Source organism: Pseudomonas orientalis, from assembly GCF_002934065.1.
Taxonomy (GTDB): Bacteria; Pseudomonadota; Gammaproteobacteria; order Pseudomonadales; family Pseudomonadaceae; genus Aquipseudomonas; species Aquipseudomonas orientalis_A.
Map to the genome: position 1 here is coordinate 3,362,958 of NZ_CP018049.1, position 19,064 is coordinate 3,382,021.

The 19,064-nt window shown below is 62.6% G+C and carries 18 protein-coding genes; 5 read left to right on the forward strand and 13 right to left on the reverse strand.

Annotated features, from left to right (window positions below):
- Positions 1-32: 32 nt before the first annotated feature.
- The 7 genes from uvrA to BOP93_RS15080 form a co-directional block, all read right to left on the reverse strand.
- Positions 33-2,552: an excinuclease ABC subunit UvrA gene (uvrA, locus tag BOP93_RS15045; RefSeq protein WP_104503264.1), complete on the reverse strand. Its 2,520-nt coding sequence runs from the start codon at positions 2,550-2,552 to the stop codon at positions 33-35.
- Positions 2,549-4,261: an ATP-binding protein gene (locus BOP93_RS15050; RefSeq protein WP_065936986.1), complete on the reverse strand. Its 1,713-nt coding sequence runs from the start codon at positions 4,259-4,261 to the stop codon at positions 2,549-2,551. Before BOP93_RS15050 ends, uvrA begins: the two co-directional genes overlap by 4 nt.
- A 100-nt stretch (positions 4,262-4,361) precedes the next feature.
- Positions 4,362-7,433, reverse strand: coding sequence for an error-prone DNA polymerase (locus tag BOP93_RS15055; RefSeq protein WP_104503265.1), 3,072 nt, complete (start codon positions 7,431-7,433; stop codon positions 4,362-4,364).
- Positions 7,434-7,569: 136 nt separating this feature from the next.
- On the reverse strand, positions 7,570-8,985 hold the full coding sequence (locus BOP93_RS15060; RefSeq protein ID WP_104503266.1) for a Y-family DNA polymerase: 1,416 nt from the start codon (positions 8,983-8,985) through the stop codon (positions 7,570-7,572).
- 7 nt (positions 8,986-8,992) lie between these two features.
- On the reverse strand, positions 8,993-9,607 hold the full coding sequence (gene imuA, locus BOP93_RS15065; RefSeq protein WP_065891791.1) for a translesion DNA synthesis-associated protein ImuA: 615 nt from the start codon (positions 9,605-9,607) through the stop codon (positions 8,993-8,995).
- Entirely contained in the window at positions 9,607-10,224 is a 618-nt protein-coding gene (gene lexA, locus BOP93_RS15070) for a transcriptional repressor LexA (RefSeq protein WP_104503267.1), read from the reverse strand. Before lexA ends, imuA begins: the two co-directional genes overlap by 1 nt.
- A gap of 607 nt (positions 10,225-10,831) precedes the next feature.
- Entirely contained in the window at positions 10,832-11,419 is a 588-nt protein-coding gene (locus BOP93_RS15080) for an NUDIX domain-containing protein (RefSeq protein WP_104505295.1), read from the reverse strand.
- A gap of 180 nt (positions 11,420-11,599) precedes the next feature.
- Here BOP93_RS15080 and BOP93_RS15085 point away from each other — a divergent pair, with 180 nt between their 5' ends.
- Positions 11,600-12,526, forward strand: coding sequence for an alpha/beta hydrolase (locus BOP93_RS15085; protein ID WP_104503269.1), 927 nt, complete (start codon positions 11,600-11,602; stop codon positions 12,524-12,526).
- A gap of 194 nt (positions 12,527-12,720) precedes the next feature.
- On the opposite strand, the gene BOP93_RS15090 is transcribed toward BOP93_RS15085, so the two are convergent.
- A complete protein-coding gene (locus BOP93_RS15090) occupies positions 12,721-13,878 on the reverse strand; it encodes an alpha-hydroxy acid oxidase (protein ID WP_104503270.1) in 1,158 nt (385 codons plus the stop codon).
- A gap of 120 nt (positions 13,879-13,998) precedes the next feature.
- On the opposite strand from BOP93_RS15090, the gene BOP93_RS15095 reads away from it, so the two are divergent.
- Complete coding sequence (locus BOP93_RS15095) at positions 13,999-14,781, forward strand: DeoR/GlpR family DNA-binding transcription regulator (RefSeq protein WP_104503271.1); 783 nt, start codon at positions 13,999-14,001, stop codon at positions 14,779-14,781.
- On the opposite strand, the gene BOP93_RS15100 is transcribed toward BOP93_RS15095, so the two are convergent.
- Genes BOP93_RS15100 through BOP93_RS15110 form a run of 3 tightly spaced genes read right to left on the reverse strand, consistent with a single transcriptional unit; the run spans position 14,749 to position 16,117 of the window.
- A complete protein-coding gene (locus tag BOP93_RS15100) occupies positions 14,749-15,477 on the reverse strand; it encodes a DUF72 domain-containing protein (RefSeq protein WP_104503272.1) in 729 nt (242 codons plus the stop codon). The two genes, BOP93_RS15095 and BOP93_RS15100, sit on opposite strands and share 33 nt — an antisense overlap.
- Complete coding sequence (locus BOP93_RS15105) at positions 15,474-15,905, reverse strand: DNA methylase (protein WP_104503273.1); 432 nt, start codon at positions 15,903-15,905, stop codon at positions 15,474-15,476. The genes BOP93_RS15100 and BOP93_RS15105 overlap by 4 nt, the downstream gene beginning before the upstream one ends.
- A 2-nt stretch (positions 15,906-15,907) precedes the next feature.
- A complete protein-coding gene (locus tag BOP93_RS15110; RefSeq protein ID WP_104503274.1) occupies positions 15,908-16,117 on the reverse strand; it encodes a hypothetical protein in 210 nt (69 codons plus the stop codon).
- A gap of 196 nt (positions 16,118-16,313) precedes the next feature.
- On the opposite strand from BOP93_RS15110, the gene BOP93_RS15115 reads away from it, so the two are divergent.
- Both BOP93_RS15115 and BOP93_RS15120 read left to right on the forward strand, forming a co-directional pair.
- Complete coding sequence (locus BOP93_RS15115; protein WP_104503275.1) at positions 16,314-16,817, forward strand: DUF4142 domain-containing protein; 504 nt, start codon at positions 16,314-16,316, stop codon at positions 16,815-16,817.
- A 30-nt stretch (positions 16,818-16,847) separates the two neighbouring features.
- Complete coding sequence (locus BOP93_RS15120) at positions 16,848-17,408, forward strand: type 1 glutamine amidotransferase domain-containing protein (protein WP_104503276.1); 561 nt, start codon at positions 16,848-16,850, stop codon at positions 17,406-17,408.
- A gap of 64 nt (positions 17,409-17,472) precedes the next feature.
- Here the strand turns inward: BOP93_RS15120 and BOP93_RS15125 are convergent, their stop codons facing one another.
- Positions 17,473-17,667, reverse strand: a complete 195-nt coding sequence (locus BOP93_RS15125; protein WP_104503277.1) for a hypothetical protein — start codon at positions 17,665-17,667, stop codon at positions 17,473-17,475.
- 279 nt (positions 17,668-17,946) lie between these two features.
- Between BOP93_RS15125 and BOP93_RS15130 the strand changes: the two genes are divergently transcribed.
- Positions 17,947-18,423 carry a hemerythrin domain-containing protein gene (locus tag BOP93_RS15130; RefSeq protein ID WP_104503278.1) on the forward strand — a complete coding sequence of 159 codons (477 nt, stop codon included), beginning with the start codon at positions 17,947-17,949 and terminating at the stop codon, positions 18,421-18,423.
- An 85-nt stretch (positions 18,424-18,508) separates the two neighbouring features.
- Here the strand turns inward: BOP93_RS15130 and BOP93_RS15135 are convergent, their stop codons facing one another.
- Complete coding sequence (locus tag BOP93_RS15135) at positions 18,509-19,054, reverse strand: putative natural product biosynthesis protein (RefSeq protein ID WP_104503279.1); 546 nt, start codon at positions 19,052-19,054, stop codon at positions 18,509-18,511.
- Positions 19,055-19,064: the final 10 nt, after the last annotated feature.

Below are 19,064 nucleotides of genomic sequence, written 5' to 3' on the forward strand. Positions count from 1 at the left end.
GCTATCGGCGCCCCCCTCCCACCTTGAACCGCCTAGATAAGTTCACGCGCCAGAAACGGCGCCGTGCGGCTGTCCTTGCTGCCGGCGACGGCCTGCGGCGTACCACTGGCAACCACCTTCCCGCCCGCATTGCCGGCGCCGGGGCCGATATCGATCACCCAGTCGCTCTGCGCCACCACGCGCATTTCATGCTCGACCACCACCACGGTATGCCCCGCTTCCACCAATTGATTGAGCTGGCTGAGCAAGCGGTCGACATCCCTGGGATGCAGCCCGGTGGTCGGTTCGTCCAGAACGTACAAGGTGGCGCCCCGCGCCGTGCGTTGCAGCTCGGTGGCCAGCTTGATGCGCTGCGCTTCACCGCCCGACAACTCGGTGGCCGGCTGGCCCAGGCGCAGATAGCCCAGGCCGATATCGCGCAGCACCTGCAGGGCGCGCAGCACGCCGGGCTGTTCGGCAAACACCTCGACTGCTTCCTCCACAGTCAGGCCCAGCACTTGGGCGATGCTCAAGCCTTGCCATTTGACCGCCAGGGTCTCGGGGTTGTAACGCGCCCCGTGGCAGGTCGGGCATGGCGCATACACGCTGGGCATGAACAGCAACTCGACGCTGACAAACCCCTCGCCCTCGCAGTTCGGGCACCGGCCCTTGGCGACGTTGAAGGAAAATTGCCCCGCGTCGTAGCCGCGCTTCTTCGCCGCCGGCGTGGCGGCGAACAGTTTGCGCACGTTGTCGAACAGCCCGGTATAGGTCGCAAGATTGGAGCGCGGCGTACGGCCGATGGGTTTCTGGTCCACCTGCACCAGACGCCGGATCTGCTCCAGCCCGGCGCTGATGCGCCCTTCGCTGGCGACAGGCGCAGCGTCTTCCAGGCTGGGCTCGTCGGTGCTTTCCAGCACGCGCCCGAGGCCGCTGCTGACCAGTTCCAGCAGCGCCTGGCTGACCAGGCTGGATTTACCCGAACCGGAAATCCCGGTCACCGCCGTGAAGCAGCCCAGCGGGAAATCCACGGCAAGGTTCTTCAGGTTGTTGCGCGTCACCCCTTGCAGCTTCAGCCAGCCACTGGGTTCCCGCCGGGTGGGGTTCAAGGCCCGCGGTTGGGCAAACAGGTAGTCACGGGTCTGCGACGCGGCGACATCCGCCAACCCCGCAGGCGGGCCGCTGTACAGGACTTGCCCGCCGTGCTCGCCGGCGGCCGGGCCGACATCGATCAACCAGTCGGCGCGGCGCATGGTTTCCAGGTCATGCTCCACCACAAACAGCGAATTGCCGGCCGCTTTCAAACGCGCCAGCGCGCTGAACAAGGCTTCGCCGTCCGCCGGATGCAGGCCCGCCGAAGGCTCGTCCAGCACGTAGATCACTCCGAACAATTGCGAGCCCAGTTGCGTGGCCAGGCGCAAACGCTGCAACTCCCCGGACGACAGCGTCGGCGTGCTGCGCTCCAGGGACAGATAGCCCAGGCCCAGCTCGATCAAGGTCGTGACCCGTTCGAGCAGATCCTCGGCGATGCGCTGGGCGGCCAAACGCTTTTCCACCGACAGTTTCATCTTGTCCTGCCCCGCCGCCACCGGCCGCAGCAGCTCGGCCAGGCGGGTCAGGGACAGTTGCGACAGCTCACCGATATCCACCCCGGCAAACTTCACCGACAGCGCCGCCCGGGTCAGCCGCTTGCCCTCGCACAACGGACAGGCACTGCCTTGCATGAACTGCGACACGCGCTTTTTCATCAGCGCGCTCTGGGTGTGGGCAAAGGTGTGCAGGATGTAGCGCCGCGCACCGCTGAAAGTGCCCTGGTAACTGGGCTCCAGCTTGCGTTTCAAGGCATCGCGGGTCTGCGCCGGGGTGAAGCCGGCGTACACCGGTACGGTGGGGGTTTCTTCGGTGAACAGGATCCAGTCGCGCTGTTTTTTCGGCAGGTCGCGCCACGGGATATCCACGTCGTAACCCAGGGTCACGAGGATGTCCCGCAGGTTCTGGCCCTGCCATGCCAGCGGCCAGGCCGCCACCGCGCGCTGGCGGATGGTCAGGGACGGGTCGGGCACCATCAGCGCTTCGGTCACTTCATACACGCGGCCCAGGCCATGGCATTGCGGGCACGCGCCCTGGGGCAGGTTCGGCGAAAAGTCCTCGGCGTACAGCATCGCCTGCCCCGGCGGGTAACGGCCGGCGCGGGAATACAGCATGCGGATCAGGCTCGACAAGGTGGTCACGCTGCCCACCGAGGACCGCGCACTCGGCGTGCCACGCTGCTGTTGCAGGGCCACGGCGGGCGGCAAGCCTTCGATACTGTCGACATCCGGCACGCCGACCTGGTCGATCAGGCGTCGCGCATAGGGCGCCACCGATTCGAAATAGCGACGCTGGGCCTCGGCATACACGGTAGAAAACGCCAGGGACGACTTGCCGGAACCGGACACACCGGTAAACACCACCAGGGCATCGCGGGGAATATCCACGTCGACGTTACGCAAGTTGTGTTCGCGAGCGCCGCGCACCCGCACGAAGCCGGTGTGCTGGACGGTCGATGGAGGAGTGTTGTGCTGTGAAGTCATGAACAACCTTGTCTGGCGGTGAGAACGCTGCGTACCCGTTGCGTCAGGGCGTCGGGACTGTAGGGTTTGCTCAACAGATTAATGTCGGCGCTCAGCAGATGATTGGAGGAAAGAATGTCGCGGGTGTGGCCGGAGGTGAACAGCACCGGAATCGGCGGCACCTGCTCACGCGCCCAGTTGGCCAGGTCGATGCTCTTGATGCGGCCGGGCATCACCACATCGGTAAAGATCAGTTCCGGTTGCAGGCCGGACTGCAGTTTGGCCATGGCCTGATCGCCGTCTTCGGCGGTCAGCACGGTGTAGCCCGACTGTTTGAGCAGCTCCACCACGGTCAGGCGCACGCCTTCGTTGTCCTCCACCACCAGAATGGTTTCCTGGCCGGTGCAAGGGCTCTCCAGGCCAATGTCCGGTTCGGCATGTTCCGGTTCCAGGCTGCGCGGGAAATACATCTGCACCACCGAGCCTTTGTTCTCTTCGCTCCAGATGTCGACATGCCCGCCGCTTTGGCGGACAAAACCAAACACCATGCTCAGCCCCAGGCCAGTGCCCTGCCCTTCGCGCTTGGTGGTGAAAAACGGTTCGAACGCCCGCTTGAGTACCGTCGACGGCATGCCCACGCCGGTGTCGGTGACCGCCAGGCGCACATACTCGCCGGGCTTGATGCTTTTGCCCGCGCATTCGGCCGGGTTGAGAATGATGTTTTCGCCGGTGATGCGAATCACGCCTTCGCCTTGCATGGCATCGCGGGCATTGATCGCCAGGTTGAGCAGCGCGTTTTCCAGCTGGTTGCGGTCGACGTTGATGCACCAGGAATCCTGCGGCAACTGCACGTCGATATGGATGGTTTCACCCAGCGCGCGTTGCAGCAGCTCACCCAGGCCGGCATAGATACGTTGCGGGTTGTACACCGCCGGCGACAGGGGCTGACGCCGCGCAAACGCCAGCAGTTGCGAGGACAAGGTGGCCCCGCGTTCCACGGCGGCAATCGCGGCGGAGACGCGCCGCTGCACTTGCGCGTTGTCCGGTTCATGGCGGGCCAGCAGGTGCAGGTTGCCGGCGATCACTTGCAGCAGGTTGTTGAAGTCGTGGGCCACGCCGCCGGTCAGGCCGCCAATCGCTTCCAGCTTCTGCGACTGGCGCAACTGCTCCTCGGCAGCGGAACGCGCCTGCACTTCGGCCGCTACGCGCTGCTCCAGATTATGGGTCAGCTCCTGGCGCACCCGCTCGGACTTGACCAGTTCAGTGGTCTCGACCACGATCGCCAGCACCCCGGCCGGTTGCTGGTCATCCCCGGCCACCGGGCTGTAGTAGAGGTCCAGCCACAAGGTTTCCGGCCTGCCATGACGCGACAACACCAGCTCCTTGTTATTGAACGACAAGGTGCCGCCAGCCAGGCAGGTGTCCACCACATGCCGGTTGAACTCGGCCACTTCCGGCCAGCCCAGCTCCACCGGCGTGCCCAGCAGGTACGGATGGCGACCGCCGGCGAACACCGAGTAGCTGTCGTTGTAGATCATGTAACCGGCGCGCCCCCACAGCATCACCATCGGCACGGGCGAAGCGAGCATCATCTGCACGGTACAGGCCAGGCTGGTGGACCAGCGATCGATCGGGCCGAGGTCGGTGCCTGACCAGTCAAACGCGCGAATTCGCTGGGCCATTTCACCGGCCCAGCCTTCACAGCCGTGGGAGTTGGATAAAAATTGCATGATCGGGCTCTGGGCAATGGCAAGGCTGTTGCAACTTTTGGAGCGCGGCGGCGGTAGATGGTTTCATCTTGTCGAACTTGAGCTGAATAAACCACTGGCCTCAGTGAAAATCCCGGCTGCGCACCACCATGCCATCGAGCAGCGGCGACAGGTCGGTCAGGCGCCCGGCGATCAAATGCCGCACCTCGCCCACCGCCTCCCAGCGCCCGTCCACCTTGAGCAGTCGCGAGCCGACCAGGGCCTTGCGCTGACGTTCGGCCAGGTCGCGCCAGACCACCACATTGAGGTTGCCGAACTCATCTTCCAGGGTGACAAAGGTCACACCGCTGGCGGTGCCGGGACGCTGGCGCCCGGTGACCAGCCCGGCCACGCTCACATTGCGCCCATGCTCCACGCTCAGCAGTTCCTGGGAACTGCGGCAGCGGCGCTTGCGCAGTTCCGCGCGCAGCAGCGTCAAAGGGTGCGGCCCCAGGGTAGTGCCGAGCGTGGCGTAATCGGCGTGCAAGTCCTCGCTCACCGTGGGTTGAGGCAATGCCACATCGGCTTCATCGGGGCTCGGCAGGCCGGCAAACAGGCCCAGTTGGGTCTGCACACCGGCCACCTCCCAGCGGGCCTGATGCCGGTTACCGGCCAAGCCGCGCAAGGCGCCGGCATCCGCCAGCAAGGCCTGGGCACGCGCATCCAGGCCGGCGCGGGCGTCGAGGTCGGCGATGTCGCTGAACACCCGGCGCTGGCGCACGGCCTCCAGGCGCCGCCCATCGTCTTCGCGAAAGCCCGAGATCATGCGCAGCCCCAGGCGAATCGCCGGTTGCGCGCCGTCGATGGGTTCCAGGCTGCAATCCCAGTCGCTGGCCTGCACGTCCACCGGGCGGATCTGCAGGCGATGACGGCGCGCGTCCTGCAGGATCTGGTCCGGGCTGTAGAAGCCCATTGGCCAGCTGTTGATCAGCGCGCAGGCGAAAGCCGCCGGCTCATGGCATTTGAGCCAGCAACTGGCGTAGGTCAGCAAGGCAAAACTGGCCGCGTGGGACTCGGGAAAACCATAGCTGCCAAAGCCTTTGATCTGCTCGAAAATCTGCGCGGCAAAGGCTTCGGTGTAGCCGTTCTTGAGCATGCCGTCGCGCAGCCGCTGCTGGTGTGGCTCCAGGCCCCCGTGGCGTTTCCAGGCGGCCATGGAGCGGCGCAACTGATCGGCCTCACCGGGGCTGTAGTCGGCGGCGACCATGGCGATCTGCATCACTTGTTCCTGGAACAACGGGATGCCCAGGGTGCGCTCCAGCACCACTTTCAATTCAGGCGACGGATACGTGGTGGGTTCTTCCTTGTTCCTGCGCCGCAAATACGGATGCACCATGCCGCCCTGGATCGGCCCCGGCCGCACGATGGCGACTTCGATCACCAGGTCGTAGAAGGTTTGCGGCTTGAGCCTGGGCAACATCGACATCTGCGCCCGCGATTCGATCTGGAACACGCCGATGGTGTCGGCCTTGCTGATCATCGCGTAGGTGGCCGGGTCTTCCTTGGGAATAGTTGCCAGGCTCCAATCCTGGTGGCGATGGCGGCGCAGCAAATCGAAGCAGCGCCGGATCGCGCTGAGCATGCCCAGGGCGAGGATATCCACCTTGAGCAGGCCGACGGCGTCGAGGTCGTCCTTGTCCCACTGGATGATGGTGCGCTCGGCCATGGCGGCGTTCTCCACCGGCACCAGGGTGTCCAGCGGGTATTCGGAAATCACGAAGCCGCCGGGGTGCTGGGACAAATGCCGGGGAAAGCCGATCAATTGCCCGGTCAGGGTCAGTACGCGGCGCAGCAGCGGGCTGTCCGGGTCGAAGCCGCTTTCACGCAGGCGCTCCAATGGCGGCGCGTCGTCGCTCCAGCGCCCGCAGCAGTCGGCCAATGCGTTGACCTGGTCAGGCGGCAGCCCGAGGGCCTTGGCCACATCGCGCACCGCGCCGGTCGCGTGGTAACTGCTGACCACCGCCGTCAACGCTGCACGCGTGCGGCCATAGCGCTGGAAGACGTATTGCAGCACTTCTTCGCGGCGCTCGTGTTCAAAATCCACGTCGATATCCGGCGGCTCGTTGCGCTCCCTGGACAGGAAACGTTCGAACAGCACGTTGCTCAGGCTCGGGTTGATCTCGGTGATACCCAGGGCAAAACACACCGCCGAGTTGGCCGCCGAACCGCGTCCCTGGCACAGGATCGAACGGCTGCGGGCAAAGCGCACGATGTCGTGCACGGTAAGGAAGTAACTTTCGTAGCCCAGCTCGCTGATCAGCGCCAGTTCCTTGTCGATCTGCTCCAGGGTCTTGGAGTCGATGCCTTCGGGCCAGCGCTGGGCAATGCCCTCCCGGGTGAGGGTGCGCAGCCAGGATTCGGCATCATGGCCTGCGGGAACCAGCTCACGCGGGTAGTGATAGCGCAACTGGCCAAGGTCGAAGGTGCAACGCCGTGCGATGGCCAGGGTTTCATCGAGCAGGGCCTGGGGGTACAGCGCGGCCAGGGCATCGAGACTGCGCAGGTGCCGCTCGCCATTGGGGTGCAATTGCAGGCCGGCTTCGGCCACCGGGACGTGATGGCGGATGGCGGTCATGGTGTCTTGCAGGGCACGACGGCCGCGCGCATGCATGTGCACATCACCGCAGGCGACCGCCGGGATCTGCAGGCTGGCCGCCAGTTGCAGGCGTTGCTCCAGATGGCGCGCATCGTCTTGCCCGCAGTGCAGGTGCACCGCCAGCCACAGGCGCTCAGCAAAGGTGCGGCGCAGCCACTGGATGCTGGCCTGGGTGTCGCTGTCCTGCGCCACCCACAACGCCAGCAGACCGGGCAGCGGTTGCTCGAAGTCTTCCTGCAGCAGGCGGTAGCTGCCCTTTTCGGCGCGGCGTCGGGCCAGGGTGATCAAGCGGCACAGGTGCTGGTAACCGCTCAGGTTCTCCACCAGCAGCACCAGTGTCGGCCCGTTCTCGATGCGCACTTCACTGCCGATAATCAGCGGCAACTCCAGCGCCTTGGCCGCCTGCCAGGCGCGCACGATGCCCGACAGCGTGCATTCGTCGGTGATCGCCAGGGCGCTGTAGCCTTGGCGTTTGGCGCGCTCGAACAATTCCAGCGCACTGGAGGCACCGCGCTGGAAGCTGAAGTTGGACAGGCAATGCAGCTCGGCGTAACTCATGCTTGCCCCGTCCCTGCAGGAGCGAGCTTGCTCGCGAAAAACCCAAGGGCACCGCATTCATTCAGGTGCCCCGCGTTATCGTTAACTCTCTTCGCGAGCAAGCTCGCTCCTACAGGGGATGGTGGCCTGTTGGTATTCATGCAAACCAGCCTTGCAACCACAAACCATCCTGTTGCCCCACCGTGCGGTAGGCCCAGCCTTGCTGGCCGGTGCGGGTCTGGATGAGGTAATAGTCGCGGCGAATATCGGCGCCATCCCACCAACCGGATTCGATGCGTTCCGGTCCCATCAGGATCTGTACGCCCTGCTCCGCCAACAAGGTCGGCTGGCTCAATAACCAGCCAGGGCGCCGCACCTTGTTCAAGGTCGGGCATGGCTGGCGGTCGACTGAAGTTTGCCAGGCGCATTCAGGACGATGGTCGGCGTGAAAGCGCAGGCCCTGCACCGCTTCATCGCCCAGACGCGCGCGCAGGCGTTCGCGCAGTTGCTCCCAGGGCAGGGTCTGGTGCGGGCGGTCATCGAACAGGTCCTGGCGCTGCGGCACGAACACCGGCAAGTCCTGGGCCACCAGGCGAAAGCCGCGCACCGGTGCCGTGACTTGCACCTGCTCCAGGCGCCCCCTGGCCAGTTCGAACAGCATTGAAGGCTCGCGCTCGGCACTCAGCAGGCCGACCTTGATCACACTGTCGGGCGCCTGGGCATGCTCCAGGTGCAGGTCGAAACGCTGCACGCCACTGTCACGCCCGCACAGGAAGGCGGACAAGTCAGCGGTCAGGCGGCGCAAGGGAAACAGCAAGGCCTGGTGGGATTGCACGTCGAAATTCAACTCGATGCGCACATCGAACCGGTCCGGCGGTTGATAGAAACCCAGGGCCAATGGCCGCTGCCCGGCCAGGGCGTCGAGGTGCTTGAGCAGGCTGGCGTCAAAGCGCCGCGCCAGGGTATGCCGGGGCAGCGCCTGCACCTGGGCCAACGTGCGCAGGCCCATGCGCGACAAGGCGGTGGCGGCCTGCGGGTCAATCCCGGCGCGGTCGACCGGCAGCGGCGCCAGGGCCTGCATCAAGGCGATGTCATCGGCTACCGCCAGGCCATCGTAACGATTGGCCAACACCCGCGCCGCCGCTGGATTGGGCGCGGCGACGATGCGGTGCCGAAAGCCCAGCTCGGTCAACTCCTGGCGCAAGCGCGCTTCGAACTGCGGCCAGGGCCCGAACAGGCCCAGGCTCGACTCGATCTCGAACAGCAAGGCGCGCGGGTAATACACGCTGACCTGGGAACTGAAGCGGTAGGCCCAGGCGGCCAGAAATTGCTGGCAGCGCTCGATGTCCAGCGGGTCGTATTCAGCGCAGGCAAAGGCCTTGGTCAGCGCATGCGCCGCCGTCAGCGATTGGCCGGGACGCAACCCCAGGGCACGGGCGGCGGCATTGACGGTTTGCAGCACGCGCCGCTGCGGCGTACCGGCCAGCAGTGCCAGCGGCTGATCGGGCTCGGGATGGGCACGCAGCACGGCGTCCAGCGCCAATTGCGGGAAAACGATACAGACCCAGCGCATGGCAACCTCAATGCCCCGCCAGGGCAATCGGCGCCGGGTGGGCCAGGCCGCCCCGGCATTTGAGCACGCGCACTTGTGCCGGCCGTGACTCGACCGCCAGGCGCAAGGCGGCCGGTGATGGATTGATCGCCTCACTCAAGGAGCGCCAGGCAAACGCCAGGGTCTGCCCGGTTTCCGCCGCCACCTGCAAACGGCGCAAGGCCCGGTCATCGGCCTTGTGCGGCCAGCACAGCACCGCGCCGCAACTGCCCGAACGCAGACATTGCTCCACCGCCCACAGTGCATCGCGCTCCTGGGCCTGGATCACCGCGAGCTGGCGCACATCCACCCCAGCGTTCTGCCAGGCGTGGGGGTACGGCGTGTAGGGCGGCGCCACCAGCACAATGCGCTCGCCCAGCGCCGACAAGCGCGCCAGGGTCGGCAGCACCAGTTGCAGTTCGCCCACGCCGTCCCGGGCCATCAGGATTTCACTCAAGGCCGCCTCCGGCCAGCCGCCACTGGGCAGCACCGCGTCCAGCGCCGCCAGCCCTGTGGGATGCACACTGGCCGGTGGCGCGGCGGGCCGGCCCTTCCAGACGCGCCCACCATTGAACAGCGAGTCCAGGGCAACCACGGCGCCCATCAGCCTTGCCTCACCAGGCCGCAGAACACCCCTTCGATGGCCAGGTCCTGATCGGCCCCGACCACGATAGGCTGATACACCGGGTTGCGCGGCAGCAGGCGCACCTTGTCGCCCGTGCGCTCGAAACGCTTGATGGTGACTTCACCGTCCAGGCGCGCCACCACAATCTGCCCGTTCAAGGCCTCGGCACTGCGGCGCACGCCTACCAGGTCGCCATCGAGAATGCCGTCTTCGATCATCGAATCGCCCTGCACGCGCAGCAGGTAGTCGGGGGTTCTGGCGAAGGTGGCCGGGTCCAGTTGCAGCCGATTGTGCACTTCGGCATCCGCACCGATGGGCAGGCCCGCGGCCACACGGCCGAGCACCGGGATATCCAGCCACTCCGGGCGCGGCGGTTGGTTGAGCAGGCGAATACCACGGGCCTGGTTGGGGTTGACCTCGATAAAACCGGCTTCGGTCAGGGCCACCACATGCTTGCGCGCGACACTGCGCGAGGCAAAGCCGAATGCCTCGGCGATCTCGGCGAGACTGGGGGGCTGGCCTTGCTGCGCGATGCGGTCGCGGATGAAGGTCAGGATGGCGGTACGGCGGGGGGTCAGGGTCGTCATGGAGTACATTTGTACTCCTGTGGGAAATTTCTGACAATAGCCATCAGTCGGCGGTGACCCACTGATACACCTCGGTCCGAATGTGGGAGGGCGGTGCGACGATTCGACTTGCCCCCGATGGCCATGGGTATCTACACAACTGTGTAGCAGCTTACGGTAACCACGATGCGAAGCGAGTCGCTCTTGATCTGGCTCTTGATCTTAAGCGCCCCGTTAAACCACGCTGGCCGTAATCCGATAATGATTTGGGGGGTAAACCGGCAGGGATGCCGGTGTAGCCGCCCCGCGCCATGGATGGCGCGTGGCGGCGGCCCCCCAAATCAATATCGGATTACGGGCACACCGAGCCTAAGCGAGGTGCCGAGTGGTGGGGCAAGAGCGTTTTGCTTACTTTTGCGCTTTTCAAAAGTGAGCCGCCGTCAGGGCGGAACCCTAAGCCGCCGTTACCGCAGCAACGGATATGTACTCGCCTTGATCCAACATCCTGGTCGGCTGTCAGGCCGCCATCGGGGGCAAGCCCCCTCCCACATTTGGAACGCGGGGCATCAGTCAGATAGCTATAGGCCGCCACGGGAGCAAGCCCTCTCCCACCTTTTGATCTTCATACTCGATCGAGCTACCACCGTTCTTTCAACATGCGCAGTTCCAGATGCTGCAACAGCATGATGGTCTTGCCATCCACAATTTCCCCGCTGGCCACCATCCCCAGCGCCTGCTCGAATCCCAGCTCCAGCACTTCGATATCCTCGCCCTCTTCCGCCAAGCCGCCGCCGACGCCGACCCGGTCGCCCGCCTGGTACTCGCCGATAAAGAAGTGAATGCGTTCGGTCACCGACCCCGGGCTCATGAACGCCGCATAGATTTTCTCGACATGCCCCACGCGATAGCCGGTCTCTTCCTCGGCTTCCAGGCGGATGCGTTCTTCAGGGCTGGCGTTGTCGAGCAATCCCGCCGCCGCTTCGATCAGGTAACCGGGGTAATCATTGACGAACGTGGGCATGCGGAACTGGCGGATCAACAGCACCGTACGTTGCTCACGGTTGTACAACAGGATGGTTGCACCGTTGCCCCGGTCATACACCTCGCGGGTCTGGGCTTGCCAGCTGCCGTCGCGACGGCGCAGGTCGAAGCTGTATTTCTTCAAGAGGTACCAGTTGTCCGAAAGGGTTTCTTCGGCGGTGATGCGCACGGGGCTGTTGTCCATGGTCGGGCCTTTGTTCAAAACGCGGAGCATCTCGTGCAGGTCACGCAGCGTCAAGCAGGTTGCCCGCGTGCGTCGCTGCAACACTTTGCAAGCAATCGCGCGTTACGGCCGTCGCATTAATTTCTCTCAGGGTCAGGCCATCTGATACAACCCGTGCTTCGCCTTTGTCCTGGAACCTTCATGTCATCTCGTTCTATGCCCCGCCGGGGCCTGCGCAGGTTTGTGCTGCTGTGCATGGCCCTGTTGATCGTCGGCCTGCCGGTCGGCTGCGCCGTGCTGCAACACAAGGAGCGCGAACTGGTGTTTCGCATCGAGCCGGGCACCGCAGGCTGGTACACCGGCCTGCCAAGCACCGTGCAGGAGTTCGATATCAAGCCCGCCGCGTTCAAATCCGGCCAGAATATCCATGGCTGGTGGTACCCGGCCGCGCAGAAAGACGCGCCCGCCATCCTCTACTTGCACGGCGTGCGCTGGAACCTCACCGGCCAGCTGTTTCGCATCGAACAGTTGCATGCCCTGGGCTATTCGGTATTGGCCATCGATTATCGCGGTTTTGGCAAAAGCCAGGGCGACCTGCCTTCGGAAACCACGGTGTATGAAGACGCGCGCATCGCCTGGGAGCGCTTTCAAACCTTGCAACCGGACCCTGGCAAACGCCTGATCTACGGCCATTCCCTGGGTGGTGCGGTGGCCATCGACCTCGCCGCAGAGTTGAGCCGGCAGGTACCGCTGCCGGTACGCGGACTGGTGATCGAATCCACATTCACCTCCCTGGGGGATGTCGCCACCGCCGTTGCCAATACTTCATTGCCGGTGCGTTGGTTGCTGTCGCAGAAATTCGACTCCATCGACAAGATGGCTGATATCCATATGCCATTGCTGGTGGTGCATGGTCTCGATGACCGCTACGTACCACCACGTTTCAGCCAGCAATTATTTGAAGCCGCCCAGGAACCCAAACGGCTGTTACTGGTACCGGGTGCCGGCCATAACAACAGCATGAGCCTGGCCGGACGCAATTATGGCCTGGCACTGCACAAGCTCATGCAAACGACGATGCCATCACCAGTGGTCACCCACTCCACAGGCCGAGATGGCGACTCATAAATGCGCTTTTCGGCACTGGTTTGGCCAATGCCTGTCAAGCGCAAACCCTGCCCATATTGGCCGTCATTGAAAGTTGATCAAATATTGACCGCTGCTTAAATCGCCAACGCTGCCGGGCCCTTGCAAAGTTATCCACAGAGATACCCACGGTTTTCGTGGACAACTCTTTTTACTTTTTCAGTTTTTTTTGCCCATCAAACGCCGTCAGGAAACGTGCCAGGCAGCAGGATCTCGCGATTCACATCGCGTATATCGTTATAGCCACACAGCGCCATCGACACATCCAGCTCACGGGCGATGATCTCCAGCGCTCTGGTCACGCCCGCTTCGCCCATCGCCCCCAAGCCATACAGGTGCGGGCGCCCGATCATCGTGCCCTTGGCGCCCAGCGCCATGGCCTTGAGTACGTCCTGGCCGGAGCGAATGCCACCATCGAGCCACACTTCCATGCGATTGCCCACCGCCTCGACAATCGCCGGCAATTGGCTGATGCTCGACGGCGCGCCATCGAGCTGGCGGCCACCGTGATTGCTCACCACCAACGCATCGGCGCCGGTATTGGCCGCCAGGCGGGCGTCCTCCACATCGAGGATGCCCTTGATGATCAGCTTGCCGCCCCAGCATTTTTTGATCCACTCCACATCGTCCCAGCTCAGGCGCGGGTCGAATTGCTGGGCGGTCCACGCCGACAGCGAACTCATGTCGGCCACGCCCGTTACATGCCCGACGATATTGCCGAAACCACGGCGCCGGGTGCCGAGCATGCCCATCACCCAGCGCGGCTTGGTCATCATGTTGAGGATGTTCGGCAGGGTCAGCCTGGGCGGCGCGGACAGGCCATTGATCAAGTCCTTGTGACGCTGCCCGAGGATCTGCAAGTCCAGCGTCAACACCAACGCATCAACGCCCGCCGCCTTGGCGCGCTCGATCAAGCGCTCGATAAACCCCCGGTCGCGCATCACATACAACTGGAACCAGAAGGGCTGGCCGACATGCTCGGCGATGTCTTCCAGCGAACAGATGCTCATGGTCGACAAGGTATAGCGCAGGCCAAATGCCGCAGCGGCGCGCGCGGTGAGGATCTCGCCATCGGCGTGCTGCATGCCCGCCAGGCCCGTAGGTGCCAGCGCTACCGGCATGGCCATGTCCTGGCCAATCATGCTGGCTCGAATCGAACGTTCATCGATATTGCGCGCCACGCGCTGACGGAACTTGATACGCGCAAAGTCGCTTTCATTGGCGCGGTAGGTGCTCTCAGTCCAGGAACCGGAATCGGCGTAGTCGTAGAACATCCGGGGTACACGTTTTTGCGCAAGCTTGCGTAAGTCTTCGATGGTTGTGATCAACGACATCGGGTCACCTCTCCCTGAACTGAACACTGAGAGTAACCGGCGATCGCTCAGCCAGCCAGCCGTTGCATTTATAGCCCTCGACGCTTAATCTTGCATAAAACCGCAATAAAGCGCACAAACATGCAAAGCACTCATCACCCTGTCGACCTGCCTTCCTTGCGCAAACAAAAAATTCTGCTGTTGCTGGAGCGCGACGGCAAAGTGACCGCGTCAGAACTGGTCGAGCATTTCGCCGTATCCCCGGACACCATCCGCCGCGACCTCGGCGAACTCGCCGCCGCCGGGCTGTTGCAACGCGTACACGGCGGCGCCCTGCCCCGGCCCAAGGACACCGGCAAGGATTTCTTCACCCGGGTCGGCGAGACCGACGAGGCCAAGCGCCGCCTGGCACAGTTGGCTGCGGACCAGGTAGAAGACGGCCAGATCGTGCTGTTCGATTCCGGTTCCACCACCCTGCAAATCGCCCGCTCATTGCCCCACTCACTCCACCTGACCGTGGTCAGCCCATCGCCTATGATTGCCATCGCCCTGGCGGATCATCCGCACGTGACGGTGATTCTGGCGGGTGGCCAACTCAATCCCGTCACCCTTTCCACCGGCGGCCATGAAGCGGTGCGTCTGATCCAGAGTATCAAGGCCGACCTGTTGTTCACCGGCGTGTGCGCACTGCACCCGCAAGTGGGCATGACGTCAGTGCATTTTGCTGAAGTAGCGGTCAAGCAAGCCTTGCTCGACAGCGCGTCCCACGTGGTAGCCGTGACCACCTCGGACAAACTCGGCGCGGTGGAGCCATTCGTGGTGGCGCCATGCAGCCGTATCCATACACTGATTACCGAATGGGATGCGCCGAACATGGAGGCTTACGTGCAATCAGGCCTGGAGGTGCGACGGGTGGAGGTCTAGCAAGTGCAGGGCATCGGCGACCGCATGGCCGCTGGCCGTGTTATCGAAGATGCACCAGGTGGGAATGCCCTCTTCAATCGATTGGCGCAACAAACGCGCATACGCCTGCATCCGCTCGGGCCCATAGGCGCTGTGGTAAATCCGTGGTGAGCCATGCAGGCGCCAATAACGCACGCCCTGCCAGGCGTCGCCTGCGGCAATCACTGCGGGGTCGGCGATGACCCAACCGATCTCCAATGCCTGCAACAAACTCCCAGCCGCGAGCCAACTGGCATGGCGCGGTTCCAGCACCACGGCACCGGCAAAGCGCTGGCGCAGCGCCTCGAAAAAGGCGCGGGCAATCAGCGGCTCATAACTCAGGGATGGCGGGAGCTGGACCAACAGGCAACCGAGTTTGTCGTTCAGCTGCAGGCATTGCGCGAGAAATTCGTCCAAAGCGGTTTCACATTGTCGCAAACGCAACTCGTGAGTGATCCGCTTGGGCACCTTGACTGAAAAACGAAACCCCGCAGGCACGGACTCTCCCCAGCGCTCATAGGTTTTCGGCAAGTGGGGTCGATAAAACGAGCTGTTGATTTCCACCGCACTGAAACGCGAGGCGTAGCGCTGCAAATGGTTGCCTTGCTCAACGAAGGCCGGCCAATGGTCGCGGGGCAAACTCCAGCCGGCACAACCCACATACAACGGTGCGCTCAAAACAGCACCGTGGCGGCATCGCGCATGAAGATCTCGATGGTCTTGGGCCCGACACCGTCGAACTCACCCAGACGCTTTTCGAACGCCTGGCGGCCATCGCTGGCCTCAAGCATCCGCGTGATCTTGCCGCTGTAATCGGCATTGAGCTTGGCACTCAGGTCCAGCAGGCGCTGCGCGGTGGTTTCGTCGTAGCGCACATAATGCGCGCGCCCCAACATGGCGACCAACTGCCGCGACGTACAGTGCTGTAATTTGCGCGGCGTGTCGCGGCCCTCCTCTTCAACGATCACCTTGTAGGCTTGCGCAGCAATAGGTGCCTGAATGCGCTTGCCCATCAGAAAGCTGGCGATAAACCACTTGAACAGGCTGCTGTCATCGTCAGCCTTGAGCTCGATGCCCAGTTCCGATGCGCTGATGGAACGGGCCATGCTCACTGCCCCTTGCTGAGCTTCTCGTTGATAGCATCCGTCTGGCGTTCGAGGTCCTTGATCGAGGTCGGCGTCAGGACTTTGTCGATGGTTTCGGTCTTGGGGTTCGGACGTTCCAGGGTCTGCCCTTTAGTGCCATCAGCATTGCCCTTTTGTGCGTCTTCGGAGCTGATAGGTTCGGGGGTTTTATCGGCGGGCTTGTGATCAGTCACGGTGCAATCTCCTGGTAATGACAGGCCGCCCACAGCGACGACCCTATGCAGCAGAACCCTGCGAATTTGGATTAGTTCAAGGAAATTGCCACGTCTGCCGTTCGGTCAATGCGCACAAAAAAAAATTAAACCTTTCGCCCAGGCATCGGTTCAACAGTCACGTAACGGCATCACGCCATTTCCAAGGAGAGACACCATGACGACTCGACTGATGAAACAAATGGGCCTGACCTTCGCGCTGGTTGCAGGCTCGATTTCCACTGCGATGGCCGCAACCTCCAACGACTTTGTCGAGAATGCCGCCCAAGGCGGTATCACCGAAGTGGAAGCCGGCAAACTGGCGCTGGAAAAAAGCAGCTCGGCCGACGTGAAAACCTTCGCGCAGCACATGATTACCGACCATACCAAGGCCAATCAGGACCTGATGGCGCTGGCAAAAAAACTCGATATCGAAGTACCGGATGACGCCGCCCTGACCGACAAGGCGAAGAAAGCCATCCTGGAAATGCGCGATGAATCGTTCGACAAGGCCTACGCCAACAACCAAGTGGCAGCTCACGAAAAAACCGTGGCACTGTTCAAGAAGGAAGCTGAGTCCTCGGACAACGCCGAGTTGAAGGCTTTCGCCACCAAGACCCTGCCAACTCTGGAAGCTCATCTGGAAAAAGCCAAGGCGCTGCAAAGCAAATACGCCAAGTAATCAACTCACCCACACAGGAGATATCCGCTTATGAGTGCGCAACTCAACGGTAAGAAAATCCTGATCATCACGTCCAACACCGGCATCGAGCGCGACGAACTGCTCAAGCCTTTGCAAGCCTTGCGTGGTTATGGCGCGACCGTGACGCACGCTTCCAGCAAAGGCGGCATCACCCAGACCTTCGTGGGCGATACGGAAAAGGACCAGACCGTGGCGTCCGACGTGCAACTGTCAGACGTGGTCGGCGCCGACTTCGATGCGCTGGTCATCCCCGGCGGCACCGTAAATGCCGACACCCTGCGCCAGGATAGCGCCGCGCTGCGCTTGATCAGCGAGTTCGCCCAGGCCGGCAAGCCCATTGCCGCAATCTGCCACGGCCCCTGGACGCTGATCGACGCGGGCGTGGTCAAAGGCAAGACGTTGACCGCGTATAAAAGCGTGCGTATCGACCTGGAAAACGCCGGCGCCGCCAGCGTGGTCGATGCTCAGGTGCAGGAATGCAAAGCCAATGGCTGGACCTTGATCACCTCACGCACGCCGGACGATTTGCCAGCGTTCAATGAGGCGATCGCCCAGGCTGTCGCGGGCTGATCATTGCAAAGCAATAAAAAAGGCGCCCCATGGGGCGCCTTTTTCCTGGCTGAACGCTCAGTGTTTACGCTGTTGCGCCACGCTTGGGCCCGAACATCGCCCACGCGATCAGCCCCAACAGTGGCACGAAGATCAGCACCACCACCCACAACCCCTTGGTCTCCCAGCCGCCGGTGCTGCGCAATACGATATTGATTGCCCACAGTTCCAGCAGCAGCAGAACCACCGCCAGTACGATCCAGATAGTTTCGATTTGCATGCTTCACCTCCTGAAGTCTAAGGGTTAGGTCAAGCAAATGCGCCAAGGGTTCCATCCGATTGTTCAGCATCTCACGCCAACAGCGGCGACGGTTGTGCTTTGTGCAATCCCGGCAAGGCCCGATCATGCAAGCTGCACGACAACGAACCGGCATTAAAACTGCAACACCATGATTTTGAAGATAAATTTTCAGACGAAACAGTTGGTACGCATGATGCAGAGTACCTACTCACGAGGCGTGCGTTTCGACATGCCCGACGACTACCCGTGAGGTTCCACATGAATGCCATCGACCTTCTCAAAGCCGACCACGAACGTGTCAAGACCCTGCTGACCCAACTGAGCGAATCCACCGAACGCGGGGTGAAAAAACGCACCGACTTGCTGGCCAAGCTGGAGATGGAAATCACCCTGCACACCAGGCTGGAAGAAGAAATTCTCTACCCTGCCTTCAGAAAAGCCGGCGGCAAGGAACAGGACATCATGTACCACGAGGCCAAGGAAGAGCACCGCACCGTGGATTCACTGGTGCTGCCCGACCTGAAGCAGACCGACCCTGCCTCCACCGAGTTTTCCGGTCGAGTGAAGGTGGTGAAGGAGCTGCTGGAACACCACATCGAAGAAGAAGAAACCGAGATGTTTCCCCAGGCGAAGAAACTCCTGGGCAAGGCGATGCTCGACGACCTGGGCGCAGAGATGGAAGCGATGAAAGCGGCTCATAAAAAAGCCATGACGAGCAAGCCAATGGCCGCGTAAGGCCTATAGATCACCTCGGTCATTGCTTTGATTACCCGCGACAGGGCCTGTTTACAGGCCCTGTCGCGTTATCCATCTCAACGTTTCACGGCACCGGCAACCACCCACTGAACGCGCCTCGTTCACTCAAGGCGCACCAGGCGAAGTCCCAGGTGGATACAGGTAATACTTGCCGCTCTGCGGCGCTCGGTTTGTCGACTTTCCAATCGAACAAGTTACCACCACGCCAGCTCAGAACGATCCCCAGCGCCTGGCTGTCGTCCGTGAGAATCCAGCGCGCGGCGGCGGCAGTCATGAAGGCGTCAATAAAATCGGCGTCGACCTGAGCGCGGTAGGGTGAACTCAGCAGCCAGCGGCACAGGTTCAAATGATAAGTCCAATCCAGGGGTAGCTGGTGGCGATAGGCCCAGGTCATGAAACTGCGGAACAGGTTCAAGCCCTCCGGTGGATCAAGCTTGAGCAATGCCGGGCACACATCGAAAACGGTGTGCCAGTGGGGTAGCAAGCGTGCATCCAGATGCACGAAACAGCGCGCATTACTCGGGTAGTCAGGCAACGCCGGTTCCGCACGCGAACGCCCGGCGGCCTTGCTGACCAAGCGACGGGCGCGCGCTGGCAACTGATGGTTCATGGAACGCACT